Source organism: Streptomyces albus subsp. albus, from assembly GCF_000719865.1.
Taxonomy (GTDB): domain Bacteria; phylum Actinomycetota; class Actinomycetes; order Streptomycetales; family Streptomycetaceae; genus Streptomyces; species Streptomyces albus_E.
In genome coordinates this window covers 17,537-40,878 of the sequence record NZ_JOID01000032.1, presented here as the reverse complement: position 1 = coordinate 40,878, position 23,342 = coordinate 17,537, and the positions used below count along the sequence as shown (strand labels likewise).

The following is a 23,342-nucleotide window of genomic DNA, read 5'->3' as shown; positions in this document are numbered from 1 at the left end:
TCCCCGGGGGGCGACCGGCCCCCGAGACGCACCAGCAGCCGCCGGCCGCGGCCCCCACGGGGCCCGGCGGGCAGGCCACGACCACGCGGGGAGGGACCCGATGACGACCTCGCACGCGCAGGAGCGCGAGACCACCGAGGGCAAGGTCTACACCGTCACCGGCGGTGACTGGGACGAGGTGGCCCAGGCCGCGGCCCAGGCGGACGACGAGCGCATCATCGTCAACATGGGCCCGCAGCACCCGTCCACGCACGGCGTGCTCCGGCTCATCCTGGAGATCGACGGCGAGACGGTCACCGAGGCCCGCTGCGGCATCGGTTATCTGCACACCGGCATCGAGAAGAACCTCGAATACCGGACCTGGACGCAGGGCACCACCTTCGTCACGCGCATGGACTACCTCACGCCGTTCTTCAACGAGACGGCGTACTGCCTGGCCGTGGAGAAGCTGCTCGGCATCGAGGCGGACGTCCCGGACCGGGCGAACGTCATCCGCGTGATGATGATGGAGCTCAACCGGATCTCCTCCCACCTGGTGGCCATCGCCACCGGCGGCATGGAGCTGGGCGCCACCACGATCATGATCTACGGCTTCCGCGACCGCGAACTCGTCCTGGACCTCTTCGAGCTGATCACCGGCCTGCGGATGAACCACGCGTACATCCGCCCCGGCGGCCTCGCCCAGGACCTGCCGGCCGGCACCGTCGACGCCGTCCGCGAGTTCATCAAGCAGATGCGGAAGAACCTCCCGGAGTACGACGCCCTGGCCACCGGCAACCCGATCTTCAAGGCGCGCCTGCAGAACGTCGGCCACCTCGACCTGACCGGCTGCATGTCGCTCGGCGTCACCGGCCCCGTCCTCCGCTCCACCGGCCTCCCGCACGACCTGCGCAAGGCCGACCCCTACTGCGGTTACGAGACCTACGACTTCGAGGTGGCGACCGCCGACACCGCCGACTCCTACGGCCGGTTCCTGATCCGGCTGGAGGAGATGCGGCAGAGCCTGAAGATCGTCGAGCAGTGCCTGGACCGGCTGGAGCCCGGCCCGGTGATGGTGGCCGACAAGAAGATCGCCTGGCCCGCGCAGCTCGCGCTCGGCCCGGACGGACTCGGCAACTCCCTGGACCACATCAAGAAGATCATGGGGACCTCCATGGAGGCCCTCATCCACCACTTCAAGCTGGTCACCGAGGGCTTCCGGGTCCCGCCGGGCGAGGCGTACGCGGCGGTGGAGTCCCCGAAGGGCGAGCTGGGCGTGCACGCCGTCAGCGACGGCGGCACCCGCCCGTACCGGGTCCACTTCCGGGACCCCTCCTTCACCAACCTGCAGGCCGTGGCGGCGATGTGCGAGGGCGGCCAGGTCGCCGACGTCATCGTCGCCGTCGCATCCCTCGACCCCGTGATGGGAGGCGTGGACCGGTGACCACACCAGCCAACCGCGAGGTGGCGCTCGGCATCCCCGCGATGCCCGCCCCCGACTACCCCGCCGAGGTCCGCACCCGGCTGGAGACGGACGCGAAGGAGGTGATCTCCCGCTATCCGGACAGCCGTTCCGCGCTGCTGCCGCTGCTCCACCTCGTGCAGTCCGAGGAGGGGTACGTCACCCGCAGCGGCGTCAAGTTCTGCGCCGAGATGCTCGGGCTGACCACCGCCGAGGTCACCGCCGTCGCGACCTTCTACACCATGTACCGCCGCAAGCCCTCCGGCGACTACCAGGTCGGCGTCTGCACCAACACGCTGTGCGCGGTCATGGGCGGCGACCAGATCTTCGACGAGCTGAAGGAACACCTGGCCGTCGGCAACCAGGAGACCACCGAGGACGGCAAGGTCACCCTGGAGCACATCGAGTGCAACGCGGCCTGCGACTACGCGCCCGTCGTGATGGTCAACTGGGAGTTCTTCGACAGCCAGACGCCGGAGAGCGCCAAGGCGCTCGTCGACGACCTGCGGGCCGGCCGCGAGGTCGCCCCGACCCGCGGCGCCAAGCTCTGCGACTTCAAGGCGACCTCCCGCATCCTGGCCGGCTTCCCCGACGAGCGGCCCGGCGCGGTCGCGGAGAGCGGCGGCGCCGGCCCGGCCTCGCTGGCCGGACTCCGGCTGGCCAAGGGCGAACCGGAACCGGGCGCCACCGGGCCGTCGCACGGCGCGGCCCCCACGGGCGAGCAGCGGGACACCCACCCCAGCTCGCACGACGCCCCGCAGAAGACCGCCGCGTCCGACCCGGCCAACCCGGCCGGACCGGTGTCCGAGGAGGGCGAGCGATGACCGCGTCCGACCGCACCGGCGGCAACGGCAACGGGAACGGAGCCGGGATGGGCCACGAGAAACTCCTCTCCCCGGTGCTCTCCGCGTTCTGGGACGAGCCCGAGTCCTGGACCCTGGAGACCTACCGCCGCCACGACGGCTACCAGGGGCTGCGCAAGGCCCTCGCGATGGACCCCGACGACGTCATCGCCTACGTCAAGGAGGCCGGCCTCCGCGGCCGCGGCGGCGCCGGCTTCCCCACCGGCATGAAGTGGCAGTTCATCCCGCAGGGCGACGGCAAGCCGCACTACCTCGTCGTCAACGCCGACGAGTCGGAGCCCGGCACCTGCAAGGACATCCCGCTCCTCTTCGCCAACCCGCACTCCCTCATCGAGGGCATGGTGATCGCCTGCCACGCGATCCGCTCCAGCCACGCCTTCATCTACCTGCGCGGTGAGACGGTCCCCGTCCTCCGCCGGCTCCACGAGGCGGTGCGCGAGGCGTACGCGGCGGGCATCCTCGGACCCGACGCCCTCGGCAGCGGCAAGAAGCTCGACATCACCGTGCACGCCGGCGCCGGCGCGTACATCTGCGGTGAGGAGACGGCGCTGCTGGACTCGCTGGAGGGCCGCCGCGGCCAGCCCCGGCTGCGGCCCCCGTTCCCCGCGGTCGCCGGCCTCTACGCCTGCCCCACCGTGGTGAACAACGTCGAGTCCATCGCCTCCGTGCCCGCCATCTTCGCCCGCGGCAAGGAGTGGTTCCGCTCGATGGGCAGCGAGAAGTCCCCGGGCTTCACGCTCTACTCGCTCTCCGGGCACGTGGCGCGCCCCGGCCAGTACGAGGCCCCGCTCGGCATCACCCTGCGCCAGCTCCTCGACATGAGCGGCGGGATGCGCCCCGGGCACCGGCTGAAGTTCTGGACGCCCGGCGGCTCCTCCACCCCGCTCCTCACCGACGAGCACCTCGACGTCCCCCTCGACTACGAGGGCGTCGGCGCCGCCGGCTCCATGCTCGGCACCAAGGCGCTCCAGTGCTTCGACGAGACCACCTGCGTGGTCCGCGCCGTCACCCGCTGGACCGAGTTCTACGCCCACGAGTCCTGCGGCAAGTGCACCCCCTGCCGCGAGGGCACCTACTGGCTCGTCCAGCTCATGCGGGACATCGAGGCCGGCAAGGGCAAGATGTCCGACCTCGACAAGCTGAACGACATCGCCGACAACATCAACGGCAAGGCGTTCTGCGCGCTCGGGGACGGCGCCGCCAGCCCGATCTTCTCCTCGCTGAAGTACTTCCGCGAGGAGTACGAGCAGCACATCACCGGCCGGGGCTGCCCCTTCGACCCGGCCCGTTCCACCCTCTGGGCCGACGGGCCCACGACCTCTCACCTGGAGGTGAACGCATGACCGTCACCGCCGCAGCGTCCAACAGCGGCTCCGCCGCGGGGTCCTCCGGGAGCGGTGAGGCGGCCGTGCCGCCGGAGGACCTCGTCACGCTCACCATCGACGGCATCCAGACCAGCGTCCGCAAGGGCACGCTCGTCATCCGCGCCGCCGAGGAACTGGGCATCGAGATCCCGCGGTTCTGCGACCACCCCCTCCTCGATCCCGTTGGCGCCTGCCGTCAGTGCATGGTCGAGGTCGAGGGCCAGCGCAAGCCCATGGCCTCCTGCACGATCACGTGTACGGACGGGATGGTGGTGAAGACTCAACTCACCTCGCCCGTGGCCGAGAAGAGCCAGCGCGGAATGATGGAGTTCCTCCTCATCAACCACCCGCTGGACTGCCCGGTCTGCGACAAGGGCGGCGAGTGCCCGCTGCAGAACCAGGCGATGAGCACCGGCCAGGCCGACACCCGCTTCGAGGGACAGAAGCGGACGTACGAGAAGCCCGTCCCGATCTCCACCCAGGTGCTGCTGGACCGCGAGCGCTGCGTGCTCTGCGCCCGCTGCACCCGCTTCTCCAAGGAGATCGCCGGCGACCCGATGATCGAACTGCTGGAGCGCGGCGCGCTGCAGCAGATCGGCACCGGAGAGGACGTCCCGTTCCAGTCCTACTTCTCCGGCAACACCATCCAGATCTGCCCGGTCGGCGCGCTCACCTCGGCCGCGTACCGGTTCCGCTCCCGCCCGTTCGACCTGGTCTCCTCGCCCAGCGTGTGCGAGCACTGCGCGGGCGGCTGCGCCACCCGCACCGACCACCGGCGCGGCAAGGTCATGCGGCGCCTCGCGGGCAACGACCCGGAGGTCAACGAGGAGTGGATGTGCGACAAGGGCCGCTTCGCCTTCCGCTACGCCCAGCGGCCGGAGCGGCTCACCACCCCGCTGGTGCGCGGCGCCGAGAGCGGTGAACTGGAGCCGGCAAGCTGGCCGGAGGCCCTGGAGGCGGCGGCCCGCGGGCTCTCCGCCGCCCGCGGCCGCACCGGTGTGCTGACCGGCGGCCGGCTCACCGCCGAGGACGCCTACGCGTACGCCAAGTTCGCGCGGATCGCCCTCGACACCAACGACATCGACTTCCGCGCCCGCGTCCACAGCGCCGAGGAGGCCGACTTCCTGGCCTCCCGGGTCGCCGGACGCGGCAAGGACCTCGACGGCACCGGCGTCACGTACACCTCGCTGGAGAAGGCGCCCGCCGTCCTGCTGGCGGGCTTCGAGTCCGAGGAGGAGGCCCCCGGCGTCTTCCTGCGGCTCCGCAAGGCCATGCGCAAGCACGGCCAGAAGACCTTCTCCCTCGCCCCCTGGGCCACCCCGGGCCTGATCAAGGCCGGCGGCGTCCTGCTGCCGGCCGCGCCGGGCACCGAGGCCGAGTGGCTGGACGCCCTCGCCGGCCGGATCGGCCTGGAGGCGGACGGCGAGGCCGCGGCCGACGCGCTGCGCGCCGAGGGCGCCGTGATCGTCGTCGGCGAACGGCTGGCCGCCTCCCCGGGCGCGCTCTCCGCCGCCGTACGGGCCGCGACCGCCACCGGCGCCCGGCTGGTGTGGATCCCGCGCCGGGCCGGCGAGCGGGGCGCGATCGAGGCCGGGGCCCTGCCCGGGCTGCTGCCCGGCGGCCGCCCGGCCACCGACCCGCGCGCCCGGGAGGAGACCGCCGCCGCCTGGGGCGTCTCCGCCGCCGGACTGCCGCACCGCCTCGGCCGGGACACCGGCGAGATCATCGAGGCCGCGGCCACCGGCGAACTGGCCGCGCTGATCGTCGGCGGCGTGGAGGTCGCGGACCTCCCCGACCCGGCGCTGGCGCGGCGGGCCCTGGACGAGGTGGGCTTCCTGGTCAGCCTGGAGCTGCGGCCCTCGGAGGTCACCGAGCGGGCCGACGTGGTCCTGCCGGTCGCCGCCGTCGCCGAGAAGGCCGGCACCTTCCTCAACTGGGAGGGCCGGGCCCGCATGTTCGAGGCGGCCATCAAGCCCGACCAGATGACCCGCCGCCACGTCGTCTCCGACAGCCGCGTGCTGCACATGCTCGCCGACACCCTCGCGGACCTCCGCGCCGGTGACGGCGAGCGCGGCGCCGAGCGGTCCGCCGCCCGGCTCGCCCTGCCCGATCTGCTCGCCGTCCGCCGGGAGATGGACCGGCTCGGCGGCTGGGCCGGTGCCGTGCCCGCCGGGCCCGGCGACTCCGACTACGGCGGTCCCGCGGGCGGCACCGCCCGGTCCGCGGCCCGCCCGTCCGCGGGCGAGGCCGTCCTCGCCGGCCACCGGCTCCTGCTCGACCAGGGCGTCCTCCAGGTCGGTGACGAGGCGCTGGCCGGCACCCGGCACGAAGCGGTCGCCCGGCTCTCCGCGGCCACGGCCGCCGAGACCGGGATCGCCGAGGGCGAGCCGCTGCGGGTCTCCGGTCCCGCCGGTTCGGTCGAACTGCCGCTGCGGATCACGGAGATGCCCGACCGCGTCGTCTGGCTGCCGCTGAACTCGGTGGGCGGCGGCGTGACGGCCGACACCGGGGCCCGTCCCGGGGAGCTCGTCCGGCTCGCGGCGGCCATCGCCGCGGCGGGCACCGAAGCCGAGGAGGCGCGCTCATGAGTTCCGCCCCGCTGTGGGCCGCGGCCGCGGAGCCCGGCCGGACCCTGCACCTCGCGGCCGAGGACCTGTCGGTGTTCGGCGGCGACCCCTGGTGGCTCGTCGCCCTCAAGGCGGTCTTCTGCTTCGCGTTCGTGCTGCTGACCGTGCTGTTCTCCATCGTGTGGGAGCGCAAGGTCGTCGCCTGGATGCAGCTGCGCATCGGCCCCAACCGGCACGGCCCCTGGGGTCTGCTCCAGTCGCTCGCCGACGGCGCCAAGCTGATGTTCAAGGAAGACATCATCGTCAAGCGGGCCGACAAGCTCGTCTACGTCCTGGCGCCGATCGTCGCGGCCGTCCCCGCCTTCATGGCGATCGCGGTGATCCCCTTCGGCCCGCCCGGCAACGAGGTGTCGATCTTCGGCGAGCGCACCGCGCTGCAGCTGACCGACCTGCCGATCGCCGTGCTGTACATCCTGGCGGTCGCCTCCGTCGGCATCTACGGCATCGTGCTCGCCGGCTGGTCCTCCGGCTCGACGTACCCGCTGCTCGGCGGCATGCGCTCGGTCGCCCAGGTGATCTCGTACGAGATCGCGATGGGCCTGTCCTTCGCGGCCGTCTTCCTCTACTCCGGCTCGATGTCCACCTCGGCCATCGTGGACGCGCAGGAGGACCGCTGGTTCGCGATCCTGCTGCCGGTGTCCTTCCTCATCTACATGGTGTCGATGGTCGGTGAGGTCAACCGGGCGCCGTTCGACATGCCGGAGTCCGAGGGCGACCTCGTCGGCGGCTTCAACACCGAGTACTCGTCGATCAAGTTCGCGATGTTCATGCTCGCCGAGTACATCAACATGGTCACCGTCTCGGCGGTGGCGGTCACCCTCTTCCTCGGCGGCTGGCGCGCGCCCTGGCCCGTCAGCACCTTCTGGGAGGGCGCGAACCACGGCTGGTGGCCGATGCTCTGGTTCGTCATCAAGGTCAACCTCCTGCTCTTCGGCTTCATCTGGCTGCGCGGCACCCTCCCCCGGGTCCGCTACGACCAGCTGATGAAGCTCGGCTGGAAGGTCCTCATCCCGGTCGCGATGGTCTGGCTGATGATGGTCGCCACCGTCCGGGCCCTGCGGAACGAGAACTACGACTTCCAGGAGATCGCGTTCTACGTGATCGGCGCCGTGCTCGTGGTCCTGCTGCTGTCCTTCGTCGCGGACCTCTTCCGCGGCAGGCAGGAGCAGCCGGACGGCACCGGCGCGGAGGGCGGGGGCGCCGGGGGCGAGTTCGACCCGATGGCCGGCGGCTACCCCGTGCCGCCGATGCCGGGGCAGACGCTGCCCCCGGTTCCGCGCCGGCGTCCCCGTCACGAGCAGCCGCCCGTGACCGTCGCCGCCGGTTCCGACGCGACGACCAACGGAGAGGAGGCCGACAATGCCCGATAACCCCGTGGCCGGCTTCGGCGTGACCTTCAAGGCCATGTTCAAGAAGCGGCTGACCGAGCAGTACCCGGAGGAGAAGAAGCCGACGGCGCCCCGGTTCCACGGCCGGCACCAGCTCAACCGCCACCCGGACGGGCTGGAGAAGTGCGTCGGCTGCGAACTCTGCGCCTGGGCCTGCCCCGCCGACGCCATCTACGTCGAGGGCGCCGACAACACCGACGAGGAGCGCTACTCGCCGGGCGAGCGCTACGGCCGCGTCTACCAGATCAACTATCTGCGCTGCATCCTCTGCGGTCTCTGCGTCGAGGCCTGCCCCACCCGGGCGCTCACCATGACCAACGAGTACGAGCTCGCCGACCGCACCCGCGAGTCGCTCATCTACACCAAGGAGGAGCTGCTCGCGGGGCTGAGGGAGGGCATGGTCGACTCGCCGCACGCGATCTTCCCGGGCATGACCGAGCAGGACTACTACCGGGGCCTGGTCACCGAGGCCGCCCCCGGGACCGTCCAGCAGCCGGCCGTCTCCAAGGGCGAGATGCCGCAGGACGCGGCCTCCGACTTCGGCCCGGGCGAGCCCGCCTCCGAGAAGGTGGTCGAACGATGAACACGCTCGCCGCCGCCTACACCACCTCCACCGGGGAGGCCGTCCAGTTCTGGGTGCTGGGCACCGTGGCCGTCCTCGGGGCGCTCGGCACGATCCTGCTGCGCAGGGCGATCCACTCCGCGCTCTGCCTCGCCGGAACCATGATCATCCTGGCGGTGTTCTATCTGGCCAACGGCGCCTACTTCCTGGGCGTCGTCCAGATCGTCGTCTACACCGGCGCGATCATGATGCTGTTCCTGTTCGTGGTGATGCTCGTCGGCGTCACCGCCGCCGACTCGCTCAAGGAGACCCTGAAGGGCCAGCGCTGGCTGGCCGCCCTCACCGGCCTCGGCTTCGGCATCCTCCTGATCGCCGGCATCGGCAACGCCTCGCTCTCCACCTTCGCCGGGCTCGGCACGGCCAACTCCGGCGGGAACGTCCAGGGGCTGGCCGAGGTGATCTTCACCAAGTACGTGTTCGCCTTCGAGATCACCGGCGCCCTGCTGATCACCGCCGCCGTCGGCGCGATGGTCCTCACCCACCGCGAGCGCACCGAGCGCATGCCCAGCCAGCGGGAACTCGCCGAGCGCCGGGTCCGCGAGGGCAAGCACGTCCCGCCGCTGCCCGCCCCCGGCGTCTACGCCCGGCACAACGCCGTGGACATCCCCGGGCTGCTGCCCGACGGCACGCCCTCGGAACTCACCGTCAACGCGACGCTGCGCGCCCGCGGCCAGGTCCGCGACGTGTCCGGGGACGCGCTGGCCCAGCTGGCCGCCCTGGAGCAGCGCTCCGAGGTGCGGCTGGAGCGCCGGGACGCCACATCTGAGGAGGCCGGCAAGTGAACCCGGTGAACTACGTCTATCTCGCCGCCCTGCTGTTCACCATCGGCGCCGCCGGGGTGCTGCTGCGGCGCAACGCGATCGTCGTGTTCATGTGCGTCGAGCTGATGCTGAACGCCTGCAACCTGACGCTGGTCGCCTTCTCCCGGATGCACGGCAACCTCGACGGGCAGATCATCGCCTTCTTCACGATGGTCGTCGCCGCCGCGGAGGTCGTGATCGGTCTGGCGATCATCGTGATGCTCTTCCGTACCCGCCACTCGGCCTCGGTCGATGACGCCTCTCTGATGAAGCTGTAAGGGGTCGAAGAAGTGGAGAACCTCATCGGATTGCTCGTCGCGGCGCCGCTGCTCGGCGCGGCCGTGCTGCTGTGCGGCGGCCGGCGGCTGGACCGCGCCGGGCACTGGATCGGCACGGCGCTCGCGGTGGCCTCCTTCGTCGTCGGCGCGGTGCTCTTCGCCGACATGCTGGGCCGGGACGGCGAGGACCGCGCCCTGCACCAGCGCCTGTTCAGCTGGGTGCCCGTGGAGGGCTTCCAGGCGGATGTCGCCTTCCAGCTGGACCAGCTGTCGATGACCTTCGTACTGCTGATCACCGGTGTGGGTTCGCTGATCCACATCTACTCGATCGGCTACATGGAGCACGACGAGCGGCGCCGCCGATTCTTCGGCTATCTCAACCTGTTCCTGGCGGCGATGCTGCTGCTGGTCCTGGCCGACAACTACCTGCTGCTGTACGCGGGCTGGGAGGGCGTCGGCCTGGCGTCCTACCTGCTGATCGGCTTCTGGCAGCACAAGCCGAGCGCGGCCACCGCCGCCAAGAAGGCGTTCATCGTCAACCGCGTCGGCGACCTCGGCCTGTCGATCGCGATCATGCTGATGTTCACGACCTTCGGCACCTTCGCCTTCGAGCCGGTGCTGGCCTCGGCGGGCGAGACCTCCGAGGGCATGCTGACGGCCATCGGCCTGATGCTGCTGCTGGCGGCCTGCGGCAAGTCGGCCCAGGTGCCGCTGCAGTCCTGGCTGGGTGACGCGATGGAGGGCCCGACCCCGGTCTCGGCCCTCATCCACGCCGCCACCATGGTCACCGCCGGCGTCTACCTCATCGTCCGCTCCGGCGCCATCTTCAACGGCTCGCCGGACGCGCAGCTCGTCGTCGCCATCGTCGGCGCGGTCACGCTGCTCTTCGGTGCGATCGTCGGTAGCGCGAAGGACGACATCAAGAAGGCGCTGGCCGGCTCGACGATGTCGCAGATCGGCTACATGGTGCTGGCCGCCGGACTGGGCCCGATCGGCTACGTCTTCGCGATCATGCACCTGGTCACCCACGGCTTCTTCAAGGCCGGGCTCTTCCTCGGCGCCGGTTCGGTCATGCACGGCATGAACGACGAGGTCGACATGCGGAAGTACGGGGGCCTGCGAAAGTACATGCCGGTCACCTTCGTCACCTTCGGCCTCGGCTATCTGGCGATCATCGGCTTCCCGGGCCTGTCCGGCTTCTGGTCCAAGGACAAGATCATCGAGGCCGCCTTCGCCAAGGGCGGCACCGAGGGCTGGATTCTGGGCGGCGTGGCCCTGCTGGGCGCCGCGATCACCGCGTACTACATGACCCGCGTCATGCTGCTCACCTTCTTCGGTGAGAAGCGCTGGGCCCCGACGCCCTCCCCGGACGCGCCGGACGTGGAGCCCGCCGCCGAGACGGCCGGCGACCACACGATGCCGCACCCGCACGAGTCGCCCAAGTCCATGACGATCCCCATGATCGTGCTGGCCTTCGGATCGGTCTTCGCGGGCGGGCTGTTCAGCTGGAACAGCTCCTTCCTGCACTGGCTGGAGCCGGTCACCGGACACGACCACGGCCACTCCCCGCTGAGCGCGGCGGCCGTGACCGGCGCGACCGTCGTCGTCCTGCTGCTCGGTGTGCTCGTGGCCTGGCTGCAGTACGGCCGCAAGCCCGTGCCGGCCACGGCGCCGCGCGGCTCGCTGCTCACCCGGGCCGCCCGCCGCGATCTGCTCCAGGACGACTTCAACCACGTCGTGCTGGTGAAGCCGGGCGAGTATCTGACCCGCGGTCTGGTCTACGTCGACAACAAGGGCGTGGACGGGGTCGTCAACGGCACCGCGGCGGCGGTCGGCGGACTCTCCGGCCGGATGCGGCGGATGCAGAACGGCTTCGTCCGCTCCTACGCGGTCTCGATGTTCGGCGGTACGGCGGTCCTGATCGCCGCGACCCTGCTGATGAGGGCGGTCTGATCATGTCTTCTGTTGTCAACGACGGCTTCCCGCTGCTGACGGCCACGGCCGTGCTGCCGGCGCTGGGAGCGATCGCGACCGCGGCCGTGCCCGCCGCGAAGCGCGCCGCCGCCAAGTGGACGGCGCTGTTCTTCTCGCTGGGCACCCTGGTGCTGGCGGGCGTGGTGCTGGCCCGCTTCGACCCGGGCGGGGACCGCTACCAACTGGCCGAGTCCCGCGCCTGGATCGCCGACTTCGGCGTCCGCTACGAGCTGGGCGTGGACGGTATCGGCGCCGCCCTGATCGGGCTCACCGCGCTGCTGATGCCCTTCATCATCCTCGCCGCCTGGCGCGACGCCGATCCGGCGGCCGAGGAGAACGGCGACCGGCCCGGCCGGCGCTGGCGGCCGGTGCAGGGCTTCTTCGCGCTGATGCTGATGGTCGAGGCGATGGTGATCATCTCCTTCGCCGCGACCGACGTCTTCCTCTTCTACATCTTCTTCGAGGCCATGCTCATCCCGATGTACTTCCTCATCGGGGGCTTCGGGGACCGGGCGCACGCCCAGAGCGACGAGGAGGCGGCCAAGCAGCGCACCTACGCCGCCGTGAAGTTCCTGCTCTACAACCTGGCGGGCGGCCTGATCATGCTCGCCGCGGTCGTCGGGCTCTACGCCGTCACCGCCGACCAGCTCGGCGAGGGCACCTTCTCGCTCCAGCGGATCACCGAGGCCCGCGCCTCCGGTGAGCTGACCATGGCGACCACCACCGAGCGGCTGCTCTTCCTCGGCTTCTTCTTCGCCTTCGCGGTGAAGGCGCCGCTGTGGCCGCTGCACACCTGGCTGCCCAACGCCATGGGCGAGTCGACGGCCCCGGTCGCCGTGCTGATCACCGCGGTGATGGACAAGGTCGGCACCTTCGCGATGCTCCGCTTCTGCCTCGGCCTCTTCCCGGAGGCCAGCGAGTGGGCGACGCCGGTGGTGCTGGTACTGGCCCTGGTCAGCATCGTCTACGGCGCGCTGCTGGCGGTCGGCCAGCGGGACATCAAGCGGCTGATCGCCTACGCCTCCGTCTCCCACTTCGGCTTCATCATCCTCGGCATCTTCGCGATGACGAGCCAGGGCCAGAGCGGGGCGACCCTCTACATGGTCTTCCACGGGATCTCGACGGCGGTGCTGATGCTCGTCGCCGGCTTCCTGATCTCGCGGCGCGGCTCGCGGCTCATCGCCGACTTCGGCGGGGTGCAGAAGGTGGCCCCGGTGCTGGCCGGCACCTTCCTGATCGGCGGTCTGGCCACGCTGTCGCTGCCCGGACTCGCCCCGTTCGTCAGCGAGTTCCTGGTGCTGGTCGGCACCTTCAGCCGGTATCCGGTGATCGGCATCATCGCCACCATCGGCATCGTCCTCGCCGCGATCTACGTCCTGGTGCTCTACCAGCGCACCATGACCGGGCCGGTGGGGAAGGGCGTGCTGAAGATGCCCGATCTGCGGCTGCGGGAACTGGCCGTCGTGACGCCGCTGATCGCCCTGCTGATCTTCCTCGGCGTCTTCCCGAAGCCGCTGACGGACATCGTCAACCCGGCTGTCGAGCACACCATGTCGGACGTGCGGAAGACGGACCCCGAGCCCGACGTCGACATTCCGTCACCTGATGTGGAGGCCGCGAAGTGAGCCCCATGGCATCCGTCCACAGCCTGTGGACGACCTCGGCCGAGGCGCCGTTGAAGATCGAGGCCCCGGACATCGAGTACGTCCAGCTCGCCCCGGTGCTGATCGTGCTGGGCGCGGCGGTCGTCGGGATCCTGTTCGAGGCGTTCCTGCCGCGCCGGGCCCGCTACTACGCCCAGGTCGGGCTGACCTCGGTCGGCCTGGCCGCGGCCTTCGCCTCCGTCATCGGCCTGGCGGCGGGCGGGCACGGCACGGACAAGGCCAAGGTGGCGGCGATGGGCGCGCTGGCCGTCGACGGCCCGGCGCTCTTCCTCCAGGGCACCGTGCTGCTGGTGGCCCTCCTCTCCGTCCTCACCTTCGCGGAGCGGCGGCTGGACCCGGTGGCGCACGGCAAGCGGGTGGACTCCTTCGCCGCGCAGGGCGCCGCCACCCCCGGCGGACCGGCCGAACAGGCCGCGGTGAAGGCCGGGTTCACCACCACCGAGGTCTTCCCGATCCTGCTGTTCGCGGTCACCGGCATGCTGGTCTTCCCGGCGGCCAACGACCTGCTGACGCTCTTCGTGGCCCTGGAAGTCCTCTCGCTGCCGCTGTACGTCCTGTGCGCGCTGGCCCGCCGGCAGCGGCTGCTGTCGCAGGAGGCGGCGGTCAAGTACTTCCTGCTCGGCGCCTTTTCCTCGGCGTTCCTGCTGTTCGGCGTCGCGCTGCTGTACGGCTACGCGGGCACCGTCACCTACGGCGGCATCGCGCAGGTGATCTCCGGTGACCTCCAGCAGGTGGAGCCCGCCGTGGCGGCCACCATGGGCAATGACGCGCTGCTGCTGATCGGCGCCGCGCTGGTGCTGATGGGCCTGCTCTTCAAGGTCGGCGCCGTCCCGTTCCACATGTGGACGCCGGACGTCTACCAGGGCGCCCCGACCCCGGTCACCGGCTTCATGGCGGCGGCCACCAAGGTCGCGGCCTTCGGCGCGCTGCTGCGGATCCTGTACGTGGTGCTGCCGGGGATGCGCTGGGACTGGCGGCCGGTGATGTGGGGCGTCGTCATCGTCACGATGACGGTCGGCGCGATCGTCGCGGTCACCCAGACCGATGTGAAGCGGCTGCTGGCGTACTCGTCGATCGCCCACGCCGGGTTCATCCTGGCCGGTGTCGTGGCCACCACGCCGTCCGGCATCTCCTCGGTGCTCTTCTATCTGCTGGCCTACTCCTTCGTCACGGTCGGCGCCTTCGCCGTGGTGACGCTGGTCCGCGACGCGGGCGGCGAGGCCACGCACCTGTCGAAGTGGGTCGGGCTGGGCCGGCGGTCCCCGCTGGTCGCGGCAACCTTCGGGATCTTCCTGCTGGCCTTCGCGGGCATCCCGCTGACCTCCGGGTTCGCGGGGAAGTTCGCGGTGTTCAAGGCGGCGGCGGAGGGCGGCGCGGGCGCGCTGGTCGTGGTCGGTGTGGTCTCGTCGGCCATCGCGGCCTTCTTCTACATCCGCGTCATCGTGCTGATGTTCTTCAACGAGCCGCAGGCCGGCGGCCCGACGGTCGCCGTGCCCAGCGCGCTGACCTCCGCGGCCATCGCGGTGGGTGTCGTCGCCACGCTCGTGCTCGGCATCGCGCCGCAGTACTTCCTCGACCTGGCCGGCCAGGCGGGGGTCTTCGTGCGCTGACCCACCACGGCACGGCGACGGGCCGCCGCCCCTGACAGCAGGGGGCGGCGGCCCGTCGCCGTGTCCGGTGTCCGGGGCGGCGCCCGAGCGGTGGCTCAGGGCTTCGGAACGCGGCCTGTACAGGTAGTATGGCGGTGGTATCCGGCGGATGGAGGAGAGTGTCATGGGCAAGCTGTCCATCAGTGTCCCGGCCGATCTGGAGCGCGCACTGCGGGCGCGGGCCAGGGAGGAGAACACCAGCATCTCGGCCATACTGACCGAGGCCGCCAGACGGGATCTGGACGCCGCCCGCAATCTCGCCGAGGCCCAGCGCCTGCTGGCGGAGTCCATCGCCGAGCACGGTCCGCTGTCCGATCAGGACAAGCGTGACGTCGCGGCGTTTCTGGACGAGGTGGAGGAGTTCGACCGCAGGCACGGCGAGGAGCAGCTGGGAAGGGCCTCGTAGTGGCCGGTGCGTTCGTGGTGTACGACGCCGGTGCCCTGGTGGCGGCGCAGCGGAAGCAGGGGCGCTTCTGCCTCCTGCACCAGACGTTCGTCGCGGCCCGGCGGACGCTTCTCGTCCCGGTCCCGGTGTATGTGCAGGTGTACCGGGCCGATCCCCGGCAGCACGGCCTGCACGTCGTGCTGAAAGCCGCGGAGCTGCACCGGGCCGACCGGGAGATAGCCGATCTGGCCGCGCGGGCGCTGCGGGAAACCGGCACGGACGACGCTGTCGACGCGATCGTCGCGGCAACCGCTGTCGTCCACCGGGCACCCGTCGTGACCGGTGACGAGGGCGACATCCGGAGCTTGCTGGAGGCGCTGGACGCCTTCAAGCATCCGGTTCTGGCGGTCTGACGCCCTGCCGCACGGACCGTCCGCGGCCCCGCCCCGCAGGCTTCCGAACGGCCCCGGGCGGGCGGGGCCGCGGCGGTCAGGCCGGGACGATGCGGCCGGTGACCTCGCCGAGGCCGAGGCGGGTGCCCTCCGGGCCCGGGGCCCAGGCGGTGAGGGTGACCTCGTCGCCGTCCTCCAGATAGGCGCGCTTGCCGCCGGGCAGGTCCAGCGGGTCGCGGCCGTTCCAGGTGAGTTCCAGCAGGCAGCCGCGCTGGTGCGGCTCCGGCCCGCTGACGGTGCCGGAGGCGTAGAGGTCCCCGGTGCGCAGGGAGGCGCCGTTCACGGTGAGGTGAGCGAGCTGCTGGGCCGCCGTCCAGTACATGGCGGAGAACGGCGGCTCGGCGACCGTGTGGCCGTTGACGGCGACCGTGATGCGGAGGTCGAAGCCGCCGGGCTCGGCCTCCGCCGTGTCGTCGAGGTACGGCAGCGGCCGGGGGTCGCGCGGGGGCGGCGGGATCCGGGCCGCGTCGAGGGCGTCCAGCGGGGTGACCCAGGCGGAGACCGAGGTGGCGAAGGATTTGCCGAGGAACGGTCCGAGGGGGCGGTACTCCCAGGACTGGACGTCCCGGGCGGACCAGTCGTTGAGCAGGCAGACGCCGAAGACGTGCTCGCGGAAGGCGGAGAGCGGCACCCGCTCGCCGAGCCGTGAGGGCGCGCCGACGACGAAGCCGACCTCGGCCTCGATGTCGAGCCGCTGGGTGGGGCCGAAGACGGGCGTGTCCCCCGCCAGGCGCTGGCCGTTCGGGCGGATGACCGGGGTGCCGGAGACGACGACCGTGCCCGCCCGCCCGTGGTAACCGATCGGCAGATGCTTCCAGTTGGGGGTGAGCGCGGGGCCGTCCGGCCGGAAGATCCGCCCGACGTTGGTGGCGTGGTGCTCGCTGGAGTAGAAGTCGGCGTAGTCGGCGACCTCGAAGGGGAGGTGCAGCGTCACCTCGGTGAGCGGATGCAGGAACGGCTCGATGGCGGGATAGCCGATCCAGGTGGCCACGCTCGCCCGGACGGCCCGCCAGGTGGGGCGTCCGGCGGCCATCAGCGGGTTGAGGGTGGGGTGTGCCAGCACGTCGGCGTGCGGGGAGCCGAGGGCGGTGGCGGCCGTGTGCACGTCCAGGACGCGGTCGCCGTAGCGCACGCCGATGCGCTTGCGGCCGGGCTCGTCGGGGGTGCTGAAGACGCCGTAGGGCAGGTTGTGCGCACCGTAGAGATCGTCGCGGTCGTTGACCGCGGGTCTCGCGAGATCGAACGGATCCTGCTGGGGCATGGACACTGCCTCGCCTTCATGTCGCCTCAAGCGTGCTCGGCCTCAGGTTACGGGGCCGAGGGGCGGGTGCGCCGGGCTCGGGGTCTGATCGAGGGCCGGGCCGATGCGATCCCAGGCGAAGGAGATCCGCCCTGAAGTGGGCGGAAACAGTGTGCAGAATGTGCAATGTCCGGAAAAGCATTGCTGGAAGCGGACATTCCGGAGTAACTTCCCAGCGGGTCACGGACAGCGGGGGGCCGCTGGCCGCTGTGGCCGAGGGGGGCGGGGGAGTGGCGAGCCGAAGCGTGCCCTTACGGGCTGACCGGGCCGTGCCCGGGCTGATCGTCAAGATCGGGGACTACCCGCTGCACCACGGCGGCGTGGGCGCCATCCGCAGTCTCGGCAGACTCGGCGTGCCAATGTACGCCCTCACGGAGGACCGCTGGACGCCCGCGGCCGTCTCCCGCTATCTGCGGCGGGCCTTCGTCCGCCCCACGACGGGCCGGGAGGCCCCGGAGCAGCTGGTGGGCCAACTCCTCGACGTCGGGCGGGAGATCGGCCGCCCCGCGGTCCTGGTGCCCACCGACGAGGAGGCGGCGGTGCTCATCGCGGAGCACGCCGGGGCGCTCGCGGAGCACTTCCTCTTCCCCCGGGTCCAACCGGGGCTGCCGCGCCGGCTGGCCAGCAAGCAGGGCCTGCACGAGCTCTGCGCCGAGCACGGGGTTCCGTCGCCCGCCGCCGCCTTCCCCGACTCGTACGCCGACATCGAGGAGTTCGCGGCCACTGCCCGTTTCCCGGTGGTCGCCAAGAACCGGGAGGCGTTCGTCCGCCGCAGCGCTCCGGCGGTGCCCGGGACCACCCGGATCGGCGGCCCCGCCGAGCTGCTGCGGCTCGCGGAGGGCTGGGGGCCCCGGCCGGGGGTGGTGCTCCAGGAGTACCTGCCGCGCGAGGAGGCCGAGGACTGGATCGTCCACGGCTACTTCGACGCCCACGGCGACGCGCTCGCCCTCTTCACCGGCGTCAAGGTCCGCTCCTGGCCGCCGCACGCCGGCATGACCGCCAGCGCGTACGTCGTGGACAACCCGGAACTGGCGGCGCTCGCGGCGCGCTTCATCAAGAGCATCGGCTTCACCGGCATCATCGACCTCGACCTGCGGCACGACCGCCGCGACGGCCGGTACAAGCTGCTCGACTTCAACCCCCGGATGGGCGCCCAGTTCCGGCTGTTCGAGAACGCCGCGGGCGTCGACGTGGTCCGCGCCCAGCACCTGGACCTCACCGGCCGCCCGGTGCCCGGCGCCGCGCAGCGCTCCGGGCACCGCTTCGTCGTGGAGAACATCGACCTGCCGGCGCTCCTCGCCTACCGGCGCAGCGGCTACACCACCCCGCACGCCCCGGCGCGGCCCTCCGGCACGGAGCTGGCCTGGCTGGCCAGGGACGACCTCAAGCCGTTCTTCACCATGCTCGCCCGCTTCGTCCGGCCCGGCGCCCGGCATCTGCTGCAACGGCGGCGCGCGAAGCGGTCGCGGGCCGCGCGGTTACGGGCGGGGCGGCGGCGGGGCCCGGTGGCCAGTGGTCCGGCGGCCGGGAGTACGCCGGCCGGGGGCGCCGCCGGGAACGCGGCCGCGGGGGACCGCGGTGCGGCGGTCCCGGGTACCGCGCTCCCGAGTGCGGCCGTCCGGAGGGTGGCGGCCCGTCATGCGCGGACGGCCGCCGTCCGGGCGGTGTTCGGCCGCCGGGCCGGCAGCAGACCCCGGCGGAAAGCCGGATGACGTATCAGCAGCACGTGGCGCCGCGGAGCCTTCCGCCGGTGCCGAGCCCGTCATGTCCCCGGGAGGGAATCGTCCGTGAGCAGTCCCGCAGCCTCCTCCGTGCCGTCGTCGCCGTCCGGTGGGTCCGGTGGGCCCGGTGGGCCCGGCCCGTCCGGTGAGTCCGCCCTCAACGGCCCCTCCGGCGCGCCCGGTTCTCCCGGCCCGGCCGGTGAGCCCGGTCTCTCCGGCTCCTCCGGCTCCTCCGGCTCCTCGGGCCCCTCCGGCCTGGCCGGTGAGTCCGGCGCGACCGCTTCGGCCCCGTCCGGCCGGTCCGGTCCCTCCGGCCCGTCCGGTGGGTCCGGCGCGACCGCTCCGGGCCCGTCCGGCCGGTCCGGCCGGGCCGGTTCCTCCGCCGCGTATCCCGGTCCCGTGGCCGTCATCGGGGCCGGCCCGTACGGGCTGTCGACGGCCGCCCATCTGCGGGCCCGCTCCCTCCCCGTGCGGGTCTTCGGCTCCCCGATGGCCGGCTGGCGCGAGCACATGCCCGCCGGGATGATCCTCAAATCCACCCCGGCCGCCTCGAACATCGACGCGCCGCAGAACGGGCACACCCTCGCCGACTACTGCGACGCGGCGGGCATCCCCCGGCTCGTCACCGACGAGGACCTGATCCCCGTGGAGACCTTCACCGCCTACGGGGACTGGTTCCAGGAGCAGTTGGTGCCCCGGCTGGAGCAGGTCCGGGTGGTCTCCGTGGAGCGGCGGGCGGAGGGCCGGGGCTACGAGCTGAAGCTGGACTCCGGGGAGCAGTTCACCGCCCGGGCCGTGGTCGTCGCCACCGGTCACAGCGGGCTGGCCCGGATCCCCTCCGCGCTGGCCGCCGCCGTCCCCGGTGGCCCCTCGGCCACCGGCCCCGTCTCGCACAGCTCCCACCACCGCGATCCGAGCCGCTTCGCCGGGCGGTCGGTGCTGGTCGTCGGCGCCGGGCAGTCGGCGCTGGAGAACGCCGCACTGCTGCGGGAGGCGGGGGCCGAGGTCCGTGTCGTCGCCCGCGGCCGGGGCGCCGTCGGCTTCGGCTCCCCGCCCTGGCGGCAGCCCCGTTTCCGCCCCGACTCGCCCTTCGGCCGGGCCTGGTCCCTGCACGCCGTCAGCCACTACGCGGACGCGTACCGTCTGCTGCCCGCCCGCCTCCGGCACCACCTCGTCCGCCGGGTGCTCGGCCCGCTCGGCGCCTGGTGGCTGCGGGAGCGGTTCGAGGGCCGCGTCCCCGTGACGGCGGTGCGCGCGATCCGGGCGGCGCGGATCGAGGACGGCCGTCCGGTCCTCGCCGTCGCCGGCTTCGACGGCTCCACCGCTGAACTCTCCGCCGACCACGTCATGGCCGCCACCGGCTACCGCGTGGACCTGGCCGCGATGGACTTCCTCGGGCCCGGGCTGCGCACCGAGCTGGCCGCCGACCACGGCGCCCCCCGGCTCCGCGCCGGCTACCGCTCCTCGCTCCCCGGCCTCTACTTCACCGGACTGCCGGCGGCGTTCTCGTACGGGCCGGTGATGCGCTTCGTCTGCGGTACGGAGTACGCCTCACCGCGGCTGGCGAAGGCGGTGGCCGCCGACTGCTGGTGACGGGCGGCCGGCGGACCGGCCGGCGGGGGCCGGGGCCGCCGTCGCGGACGGGACCGGAGGGGAACGAGGGCCCCTCCGGCGTGACCAAGAACACATCCGGTACCGTCCGCCGCGGCCGACTGCCGGGAGCCGCCGCGGGAAGGCGCTCCGGGCGGTCCCGCCGGGCGAACGGGCGCCCGCTGTGATCGTCGGGCGACCGGATACGCTGCGCGTGATGGTGATGGCCGTGACAGCGATACATCGACATTCCGCGGACCGTGCGTGAGCCGCCGCGGGGTCGTCCGCAGACAGGAGAACCCCTCGTGACCGTCGTCGGGCCCTTCGGGCTGAGCGTGCGGGACCAGGCTCTGGAAGCCGATGTCCAGGCCGGGTTGGCGGCTGTCGAGGAGGGCCTGCTGGAGGCCACCAAGAGCGACGTGCCCTTCATCACCGAGGCCGCCCAGCATCTGGTCCGGGCCGGGGGCAAGCGGTTCCGCCCGCTGCTGGTGACGCTCGCCGCGCAGTTCGGCGATCCGCACGCGCCGGGCGTCGTGCCGTCCGCCGTCGTCGTCGAGCTGACGCATCTCGCCACGCTCTACCACGACGACGTCATGGACGAGGCGGATGTGCGCCGGGGCGTGCCCAGCGCCAACGCCAACTGGGACAACTCGGTGGCCGTCCTCACCGGCGACTTCCTCTTCGCCCGCGCCTCGCACCTGCTGGCCGATCTCGGCCCGGAGGCCGTCCGCATCCAGGCCGAGGCCTTCGAGCGGCTGGTCACCGGCCAGATCCTGGAGACCGCCGGGCCGGGTGCCGGGCGCGACCCGATCGCCCACTACCTCGACGTGATCGCCGGTAAGACCGGCTCGCTGATCGCCGTCGCCGGCCGCTTCGGCGCCATGATGGCGGGCGCCGGCGAGCCGGTCGTGGACGTCCTCACCCAGTACGGCGAGCGGCTCGGCACCGCCTTCCAGCTCGCGGACGACGTCCTGGACATCGCCAGCGACAGCAGCGAGTCCGGCAAGACCCCGGGCACGGACCTCCGCGAGGGCATCCCCACGCTGCCGGTGCTGCATCTGCGGGCGGCGGCCGGGAGACACGGCCGCCCGGAGGACCGCGAGCTGGTTGCGCTGCTGGACGGCGACCTCACGGACGACGCGGTGGTGGCCGAGGCCCTGCGCCGGCTGCGCGCGCACCCGGCACTGGAGCAGGCGCGCCAGGACACCGTGCGCTGCGCCGAGGAGGCCCGCGCCACCCTCGGCCCGCTGCCGGACGGACCGGCGAAGGCGGCGCTGGAGAGCCTGTGCGACGCGGTGGTGCACCGGGCGGGCTGACGCCCCGGGCCCGGCGGAGTGCCGGGCGGGTTGAGCGCCGTGTGCCGTGCCGGCCCGGCCGTGGAGGGTGCGCGCCGGGGAGTTCCCGTCGGCCGCGAAGCCCGAGCCCCGGGAGCCTCGGATTCCGAGCCCTGTGGTCCGCGGAGACCGAGCCCTCCGGTCGGGTCCCGGTCCGAGCGGTGGCCGGGCCACCCCTACGGGCCGCTGCGCCATCGGTGGTAGCGAACGCGACCGGGGGCGTAGAGGTCTCCTCCCCTGGGACTACGCGAAGTTGCTGCCGTCGGTTGACGCCCCGCGCCGCTCTCTTTGGTGTGATGGGACTACGAACGCGGCGGACTCGGGAGACAATGAACCGGGTGGGCAGCGCCCCGACCGGCCCGGAACTCCGGGCGGCGGGGCCGAAGGCGCTCCGCGAACCGCCGCCGACCACGGAGGTAGGGCACATGCCAGGAAAGCGACCGACACAGACCACCGACACATGGGACGGCGAGGGCACTCCGTCGTCACCGGCGCGCGGACTGGCGCGCTGGGGGGTGCCGGTCGCGGTGGCCGGAGTGGCGGTGGCGGGCATCGGTCTCGTACCGGCCATCGCCAGCTCGGGCAGCCCCGACCTGCCGAAGATCACCGCGGCCGAACTCATCGAGCGGATGGCCGAGTCGGACACCGAGCGGCTGTCCGGGACCGTCAAGGTCAACACTGATCTGGGCCTTCCCGCACTGCCCGGGATGGGGGGCGGGAGCGGCGGCTTCGGCGGGCTGGGGGCCGGCCACGGCGGCGACGGACCCGACGGGGACCGGGGAGTCGCGGGCCCGGGAAGCGGCGGTGACGAGCAGGGCTCGCCCGCCGATCCGCAGGCGAAGCTGATGGAGCTGGCGTCCGGCTCGCACACGCTGCGGGTCGCGGCCGACGGTCCCGATAAGCAGCGGCTGTCGATCATGGACAAGGCCGCCGAGTACAGCGTCATCCACAACGGCGAGGACCTCTGGGCGTACGACTCGGGCAGCAACTCCGCGTACCACGCGGCGCTTCCGGAGCACGACGCCGGCGAGCACGCCGAGCACCACAAGAACGGTAAGAAGGGGCAGGACGGCAAGCACGGCCTGCCGGAAGGGATGGCGGACGCCACCCCGCGCCAGCTCGCCGAGCACGCGCTGAAGGCCGTCGACGAGACGACCACGGTCAAGGTGGACGGCACGGCCAAGATCGCCGGCCGGGACGCCTACCAGCTCGTGATCATGCCGAAGGCCCCGGAGTCCACGGTCGAGGCGGTCCGCATCTCGGTGGACGCGGAGAACGGCGTGCCGCTGAAGTTCACGCTGACGCCCAGGAGCGGCGGCAAGGCCGCGATCGACGTGGGCTTCACGTCCGTCGACTTCGGCAAGCCGGCGGCGGAGACCTTCGAGTTCAAGCCCCCGAAGGGCACGAAGGTCACCGAGGAGGATCTGAGCGAGCGCGCCGGGAAGCACGCCGGACACCGCGAGAACGGCGATGCCGGTGAGCGCGGCCGGCACGGTGCCCCGAAGGCGGGGGAGATCGGTTCCGCCGGGCTGAACGTCATCGGTGAGGGCTGGACGAGCGTCGCGCAGCTCCAGGCCCCGGCGGGGAAGCGCGGCCCCGGCGGCGAGGAGCTTCCCGCCGAGGCGGAGCAGCTGCTCGACAGCTTCGGCGAGCGGGTCCGCGGCGACTTCGGCACCGGCCGGGTCTTCAGCACCCGGCTGGTCAACGTCCTGATGACGGACGACGGCGGGGTCTACGCGGGCGCGGTCGACAAGGCCGCGCTGGTGAAGGCCGCCGAGAAGGCCGAGAAGGCGGAGTAGGGGCCGCACGGTCCCGGCACCACCGGCGCTGCCCGCCCGAATCCCGGGCGGGCAGCGCGCCGTTCCACCGGATACGGGGCGGCGGGCCGGG

17 protein-coding genes and 1 pseudogene are annotated in these 23,342 nt (G+C 72.4%); 17 read left to right on the top strand and 1 reads right to left on the bottom strand.

Annotated elements, in window-relative coordinates; genetic code table 11:
• Window positions 1-100 precede the first annotated feature (100 nt).
• The 13 genes from IF83_RS0125800 (at window position 101) to IF83_RS0125740 (ending at window position 15,468) form a co-directional block, all read left to right on the top strand.
• Window positions 101-1,423, top strand: a complete 1,323-nt coding sequence (locus tag IF83_RS0125800) for an NADH-quinone oxidoreductase subunit D (protein ID WP_030548131.1) — start codon at window positions 101-103, stop codon at window positions 1,421-1,423.
• Window positions 1,424-1,464: 41 nt separating this feature from the next.
• On the top strand, window positions 1,465-2,265 hold the full coding sequence (gene nuoE, locus IF83_RS0125795) for an NADH-quinone oxidoreductase subunit NuoE (protein ID WP_037681390.1): 801 nt from the start codon (window positions 1,465-1,467) through the stop codon (window positions 2,263-2,265).
• A complete protein-coding gene (gene nuoF / locus IF83_RS0125790) occupies window positions 2,262-3,647 on the top strand; it encodes an NADH-quinone oxidoreductase subunit NuoF (RefSeq protein WP_037681379.1) in 1,386 nt (461 codons plus the stop codon). The genes nuoE and nuoF overlap by 4 nt, the downstream gene beginning before the upstream one ends.
• Entirely contained in the window at window positions 3,644-6,256 is a 2,613-nt protein-coding gene (locus tag IF83_RS0125785) for an NADH-quinone oxidoreductase subunit G (protein ID WP_030548125.1), read from the top strand. The genes nuoF and IF83_RS0125785 overlap by 4 nt, the downstream gene beginning before the upstream one ends.
• Window positions 6,253-7,665 (top strand): NADH-quinone oxidoreductase subunit NuoH, encoded by a 1,413-nt coding sequence (gene nuoH / locus IF83_RS0125780; RefSeq protein WP_051723413.1) that lies wholly within the window; start codon window positions 6,253-6,255, stop codon window positions 7,663-7,665. Before IF83_RS0125785 ends, nuoH begins: the two co-directional genes overlap by 4 nt.
• A complete protein-coding gene (gene nuoI, locus IF83_RS0125775) occupies window positions 7,655-8,266 on the top strand; it encodes an NADH-quinone oxidoreductase subunit NuoI (protein WP_030548121.1) in 612 nt (203 codons plus the stop codon). Before nuoH ends, nuoI begins: the two co-directional genes overlap by 11 nt.
• On the top strand, window positions 8,263-9,087 hold the full coding sequence (locus IF83_RS0125770) for an NADH-quinone oxidoreductase subunit J (RefSeq protein ID WP_030548119.1): 825 nt from the start codon (window positions 8,263-8,265) through the stop codon (window positions 9,085-9,087). The genes nuoI and IF83_RS0125770 overlap by 4 nt, the downstream gene beginning before the upstream one ends.
• Entirely contained in the window at window positions 9,084-9,383 is a 300-nt protein-coding gene (gene nuoK / locus IF83_RS0125765) for an NADH-quinone oxidoreductase subunit NuoK (protein ID WP_019707766.1), read from the top strand. The genes IF83_RS0125770 and nuoK overlap by 4 nt, the downstream gene beginning before the upstream one ends.
• 12 nt (window positions 9,384-9,395) lie before the next feature.
• Window positions 9,396-11,336 (top strand): NADH-quinone oxidoreductase subunit L, encoded by a 1,941-nt coding sequence (gene nuoL / locus IF83_RS0125760; protein ID WP_030548116.1) that lies wholly within the window; start codon window positions 9,396-9,398, stop codon window positions 11,334-11,336.
• Window positions 11,337-11,338: 2 nt separating this feature from the next.
• Window positions 11,339-12,982 carry an NADH-quinone oxidoreductase subunit M gene (locus IF83_RS0125755; RefSeq protein ID WP_030548114.1) on the top strand — a complete coding sequence of 548 codons (1,644 nt, stop codon included), beginning with the start codon at window positions 11,339-11,341 and terminating at the stop codon, window positions 12,980-12,982.
• Window positions 12,979-14,631, top strand: coding sequence for an NADH-quinone oxidoreductase subunit NuoN (gene nuoN, locus IF83_RS0125750; protein WP_030548112.1), 1,653 nt, complete (start codon window positions 12,979-12,981; stop codon window positions 14,629-14,631). The genes IF83_RS0125755 and nuoN overlap by 4 nt, the downstream gene beginning before the upstream one ends.
• A gap of 163 nt (window positions 14,632-14,794) precedes the next feature.
• Entirely contained in the window at window positions 14,795-15,076 is a 282-nt protein-coding gene (locus tag IF83_RS0125745) for a ribbon-helix-helix protein, CopG family (protein ID WP_030548111.1), read from the top strand.
• Entirely contained in the window at window positions 15,076-15,468 is a 393-nt protein-coding gene (locus IF83_RS0125740; RefSeq protein WP_051723411.1) for a PIN domain-containing protein, read from the top strand. Before IF83_RS0125745 ends, IF83_RS0125740 begins: the two co-directional genes overlap by 1 nt.
• A gap of 76 nt (window positions 15,469-15,544) precedes the next feature.
• On the opposite strand, the gene fahA is transcribed toward IF83_RS0125740, so the two are convergent.
• A complete protein-coding gene (gene fahA / locus IF83_RS0125735; protein WP_030548107.1) occupies window positions 15,545-16,768 on the bottom strand; it encodes a fumarylacetoacetase in 1,224 nt (407 codons plus the stop codon).
• A gap of 284 nt (window positions 16,769-17,052) precedes the next feature.
• On the opposite strand from fahA, the pseudogene IF83_RS0125730 reads away from it, so the two are divergent.
• The 4 genes and pseudogenes from IF83_RS0125730 to IF83_RS0125715 form a co-directional block, all read left to right on the top strand.
• Window positions 17,053-18,270 (top strand): annotated as a pseudogene (locus IF83_RS0125730) (carboxylate--amine ligase); the annotation flags it as partial.
• A gap of 657 nt (window positions 18,271-18,927) precedes the next feature.
• Window positions 18,928-20,121, top strand: coding sequence for an NAD(P)-binding domain-containing protein (locus IF83_RS0125725; RefSeq protein ID WP_030548103.1), 1,194 nt, complete (start codon window positions 18,928-18,930; stop codon window positions 20,119-20,121).
• Between the two features lie 302 nt (window positions 20,122-20,423).
• Window positions 20,424-21,434, top strand: coding sequence for a polyprenyl synthetase family protein (locus tag IF83_RS0125720; RefSeq protein WP_030548101.1), 1,011 nt, complete (start codon window positions 20,424-20,426; stop codon window positions 21,432-21,434).
• Window positions 21,435-21,877: 443 nt separating this feature from the next.
• Complete coding sequence (locus IF83_RS0125715) at window positions 21,878-23,251, top strand: LolA family protein (protein ID WP_030548099.1); 1,374 nt, start codon at window positions 21,878-21,880, stop codon at window positions 23,249-23,251.
• The last annotated feature ends 91 nt before the right edge of the window (window positions 23,252-23,342 follow it).

Coding starts and splice junctions, on each gene's coding strand:
- IF83_RS0125715 (WP_030548099.1), top strand. CDS start 21,878: ATGCCAGGAAAGCGACCGACACAGACCACCGACACATGGGACGGCGAG.
- nuoH (WP_051723413.1), top strand. CDS start 6,253: ATGAGTTCCGCCCCGCTGTGGGCCGCGGCCGCGGAGCCCGGCCGGACC.
- IF83_RS0125800 (WP_030548131.1), top strand. CDS start 101: ATGACGACCTCGCACGCGCAGGAGCGCGAGACCACCGAGGGCAAGGTC.
- IF83_RS0125770 (WP_030548119.1), top strand. CDS start 8,263: ATGAACACGCTCGCCGCCGCCTACACCACCTCCACCGGGGAGGCCGTC.
- IF83_RS0125785 (WP_030548125.1), top strand. CDS start 3,644: ATGACCGTCACCGCCGCAGCGTCCAACAGCGGCTCCGCCGCGGGGTCC.
- nuoE (WP_037681390.1), top strand. CDS start 1,465: ATGCCCGCCCCCGACTACCCCGCCGAGGTCCGCACCCGGCTGGAGACG.
- IF83_RS0125755 (WP_030548114.1), top strand. CDS start 11,339: ATGTCTTCTGTTGTCAACGACGGCTTCCCGCTGCTGACGGCCACGGCC.
- IF83_RS0125745 (WP_030548111.1), top strand. CDS start 14,795: ATGGGCAAGCTGTCCATCAGTGTCCCGGCCGATCTGGAGCGCGCACTG.
- fahA (WP_030548107.1), bottom strand. CDS start 16,768: ATGCCCCAGCAGGATCCGTTCGATCTCGCGAGACCCGCGGTCAACGAC.
- nuoI (WP_030548121.1), top strand. CDS start 7,655: ATGCCCGATAACCCCGTGGCCGGCTTCGGCGTGACCTTCAAGGCCATG.
- nuoF (WP_037681379.1), top strand. CDS start 2,262: ATGACCGCGTCCGACCGCACCGGCGGCAACGGCAACGGGAACGGAGCC.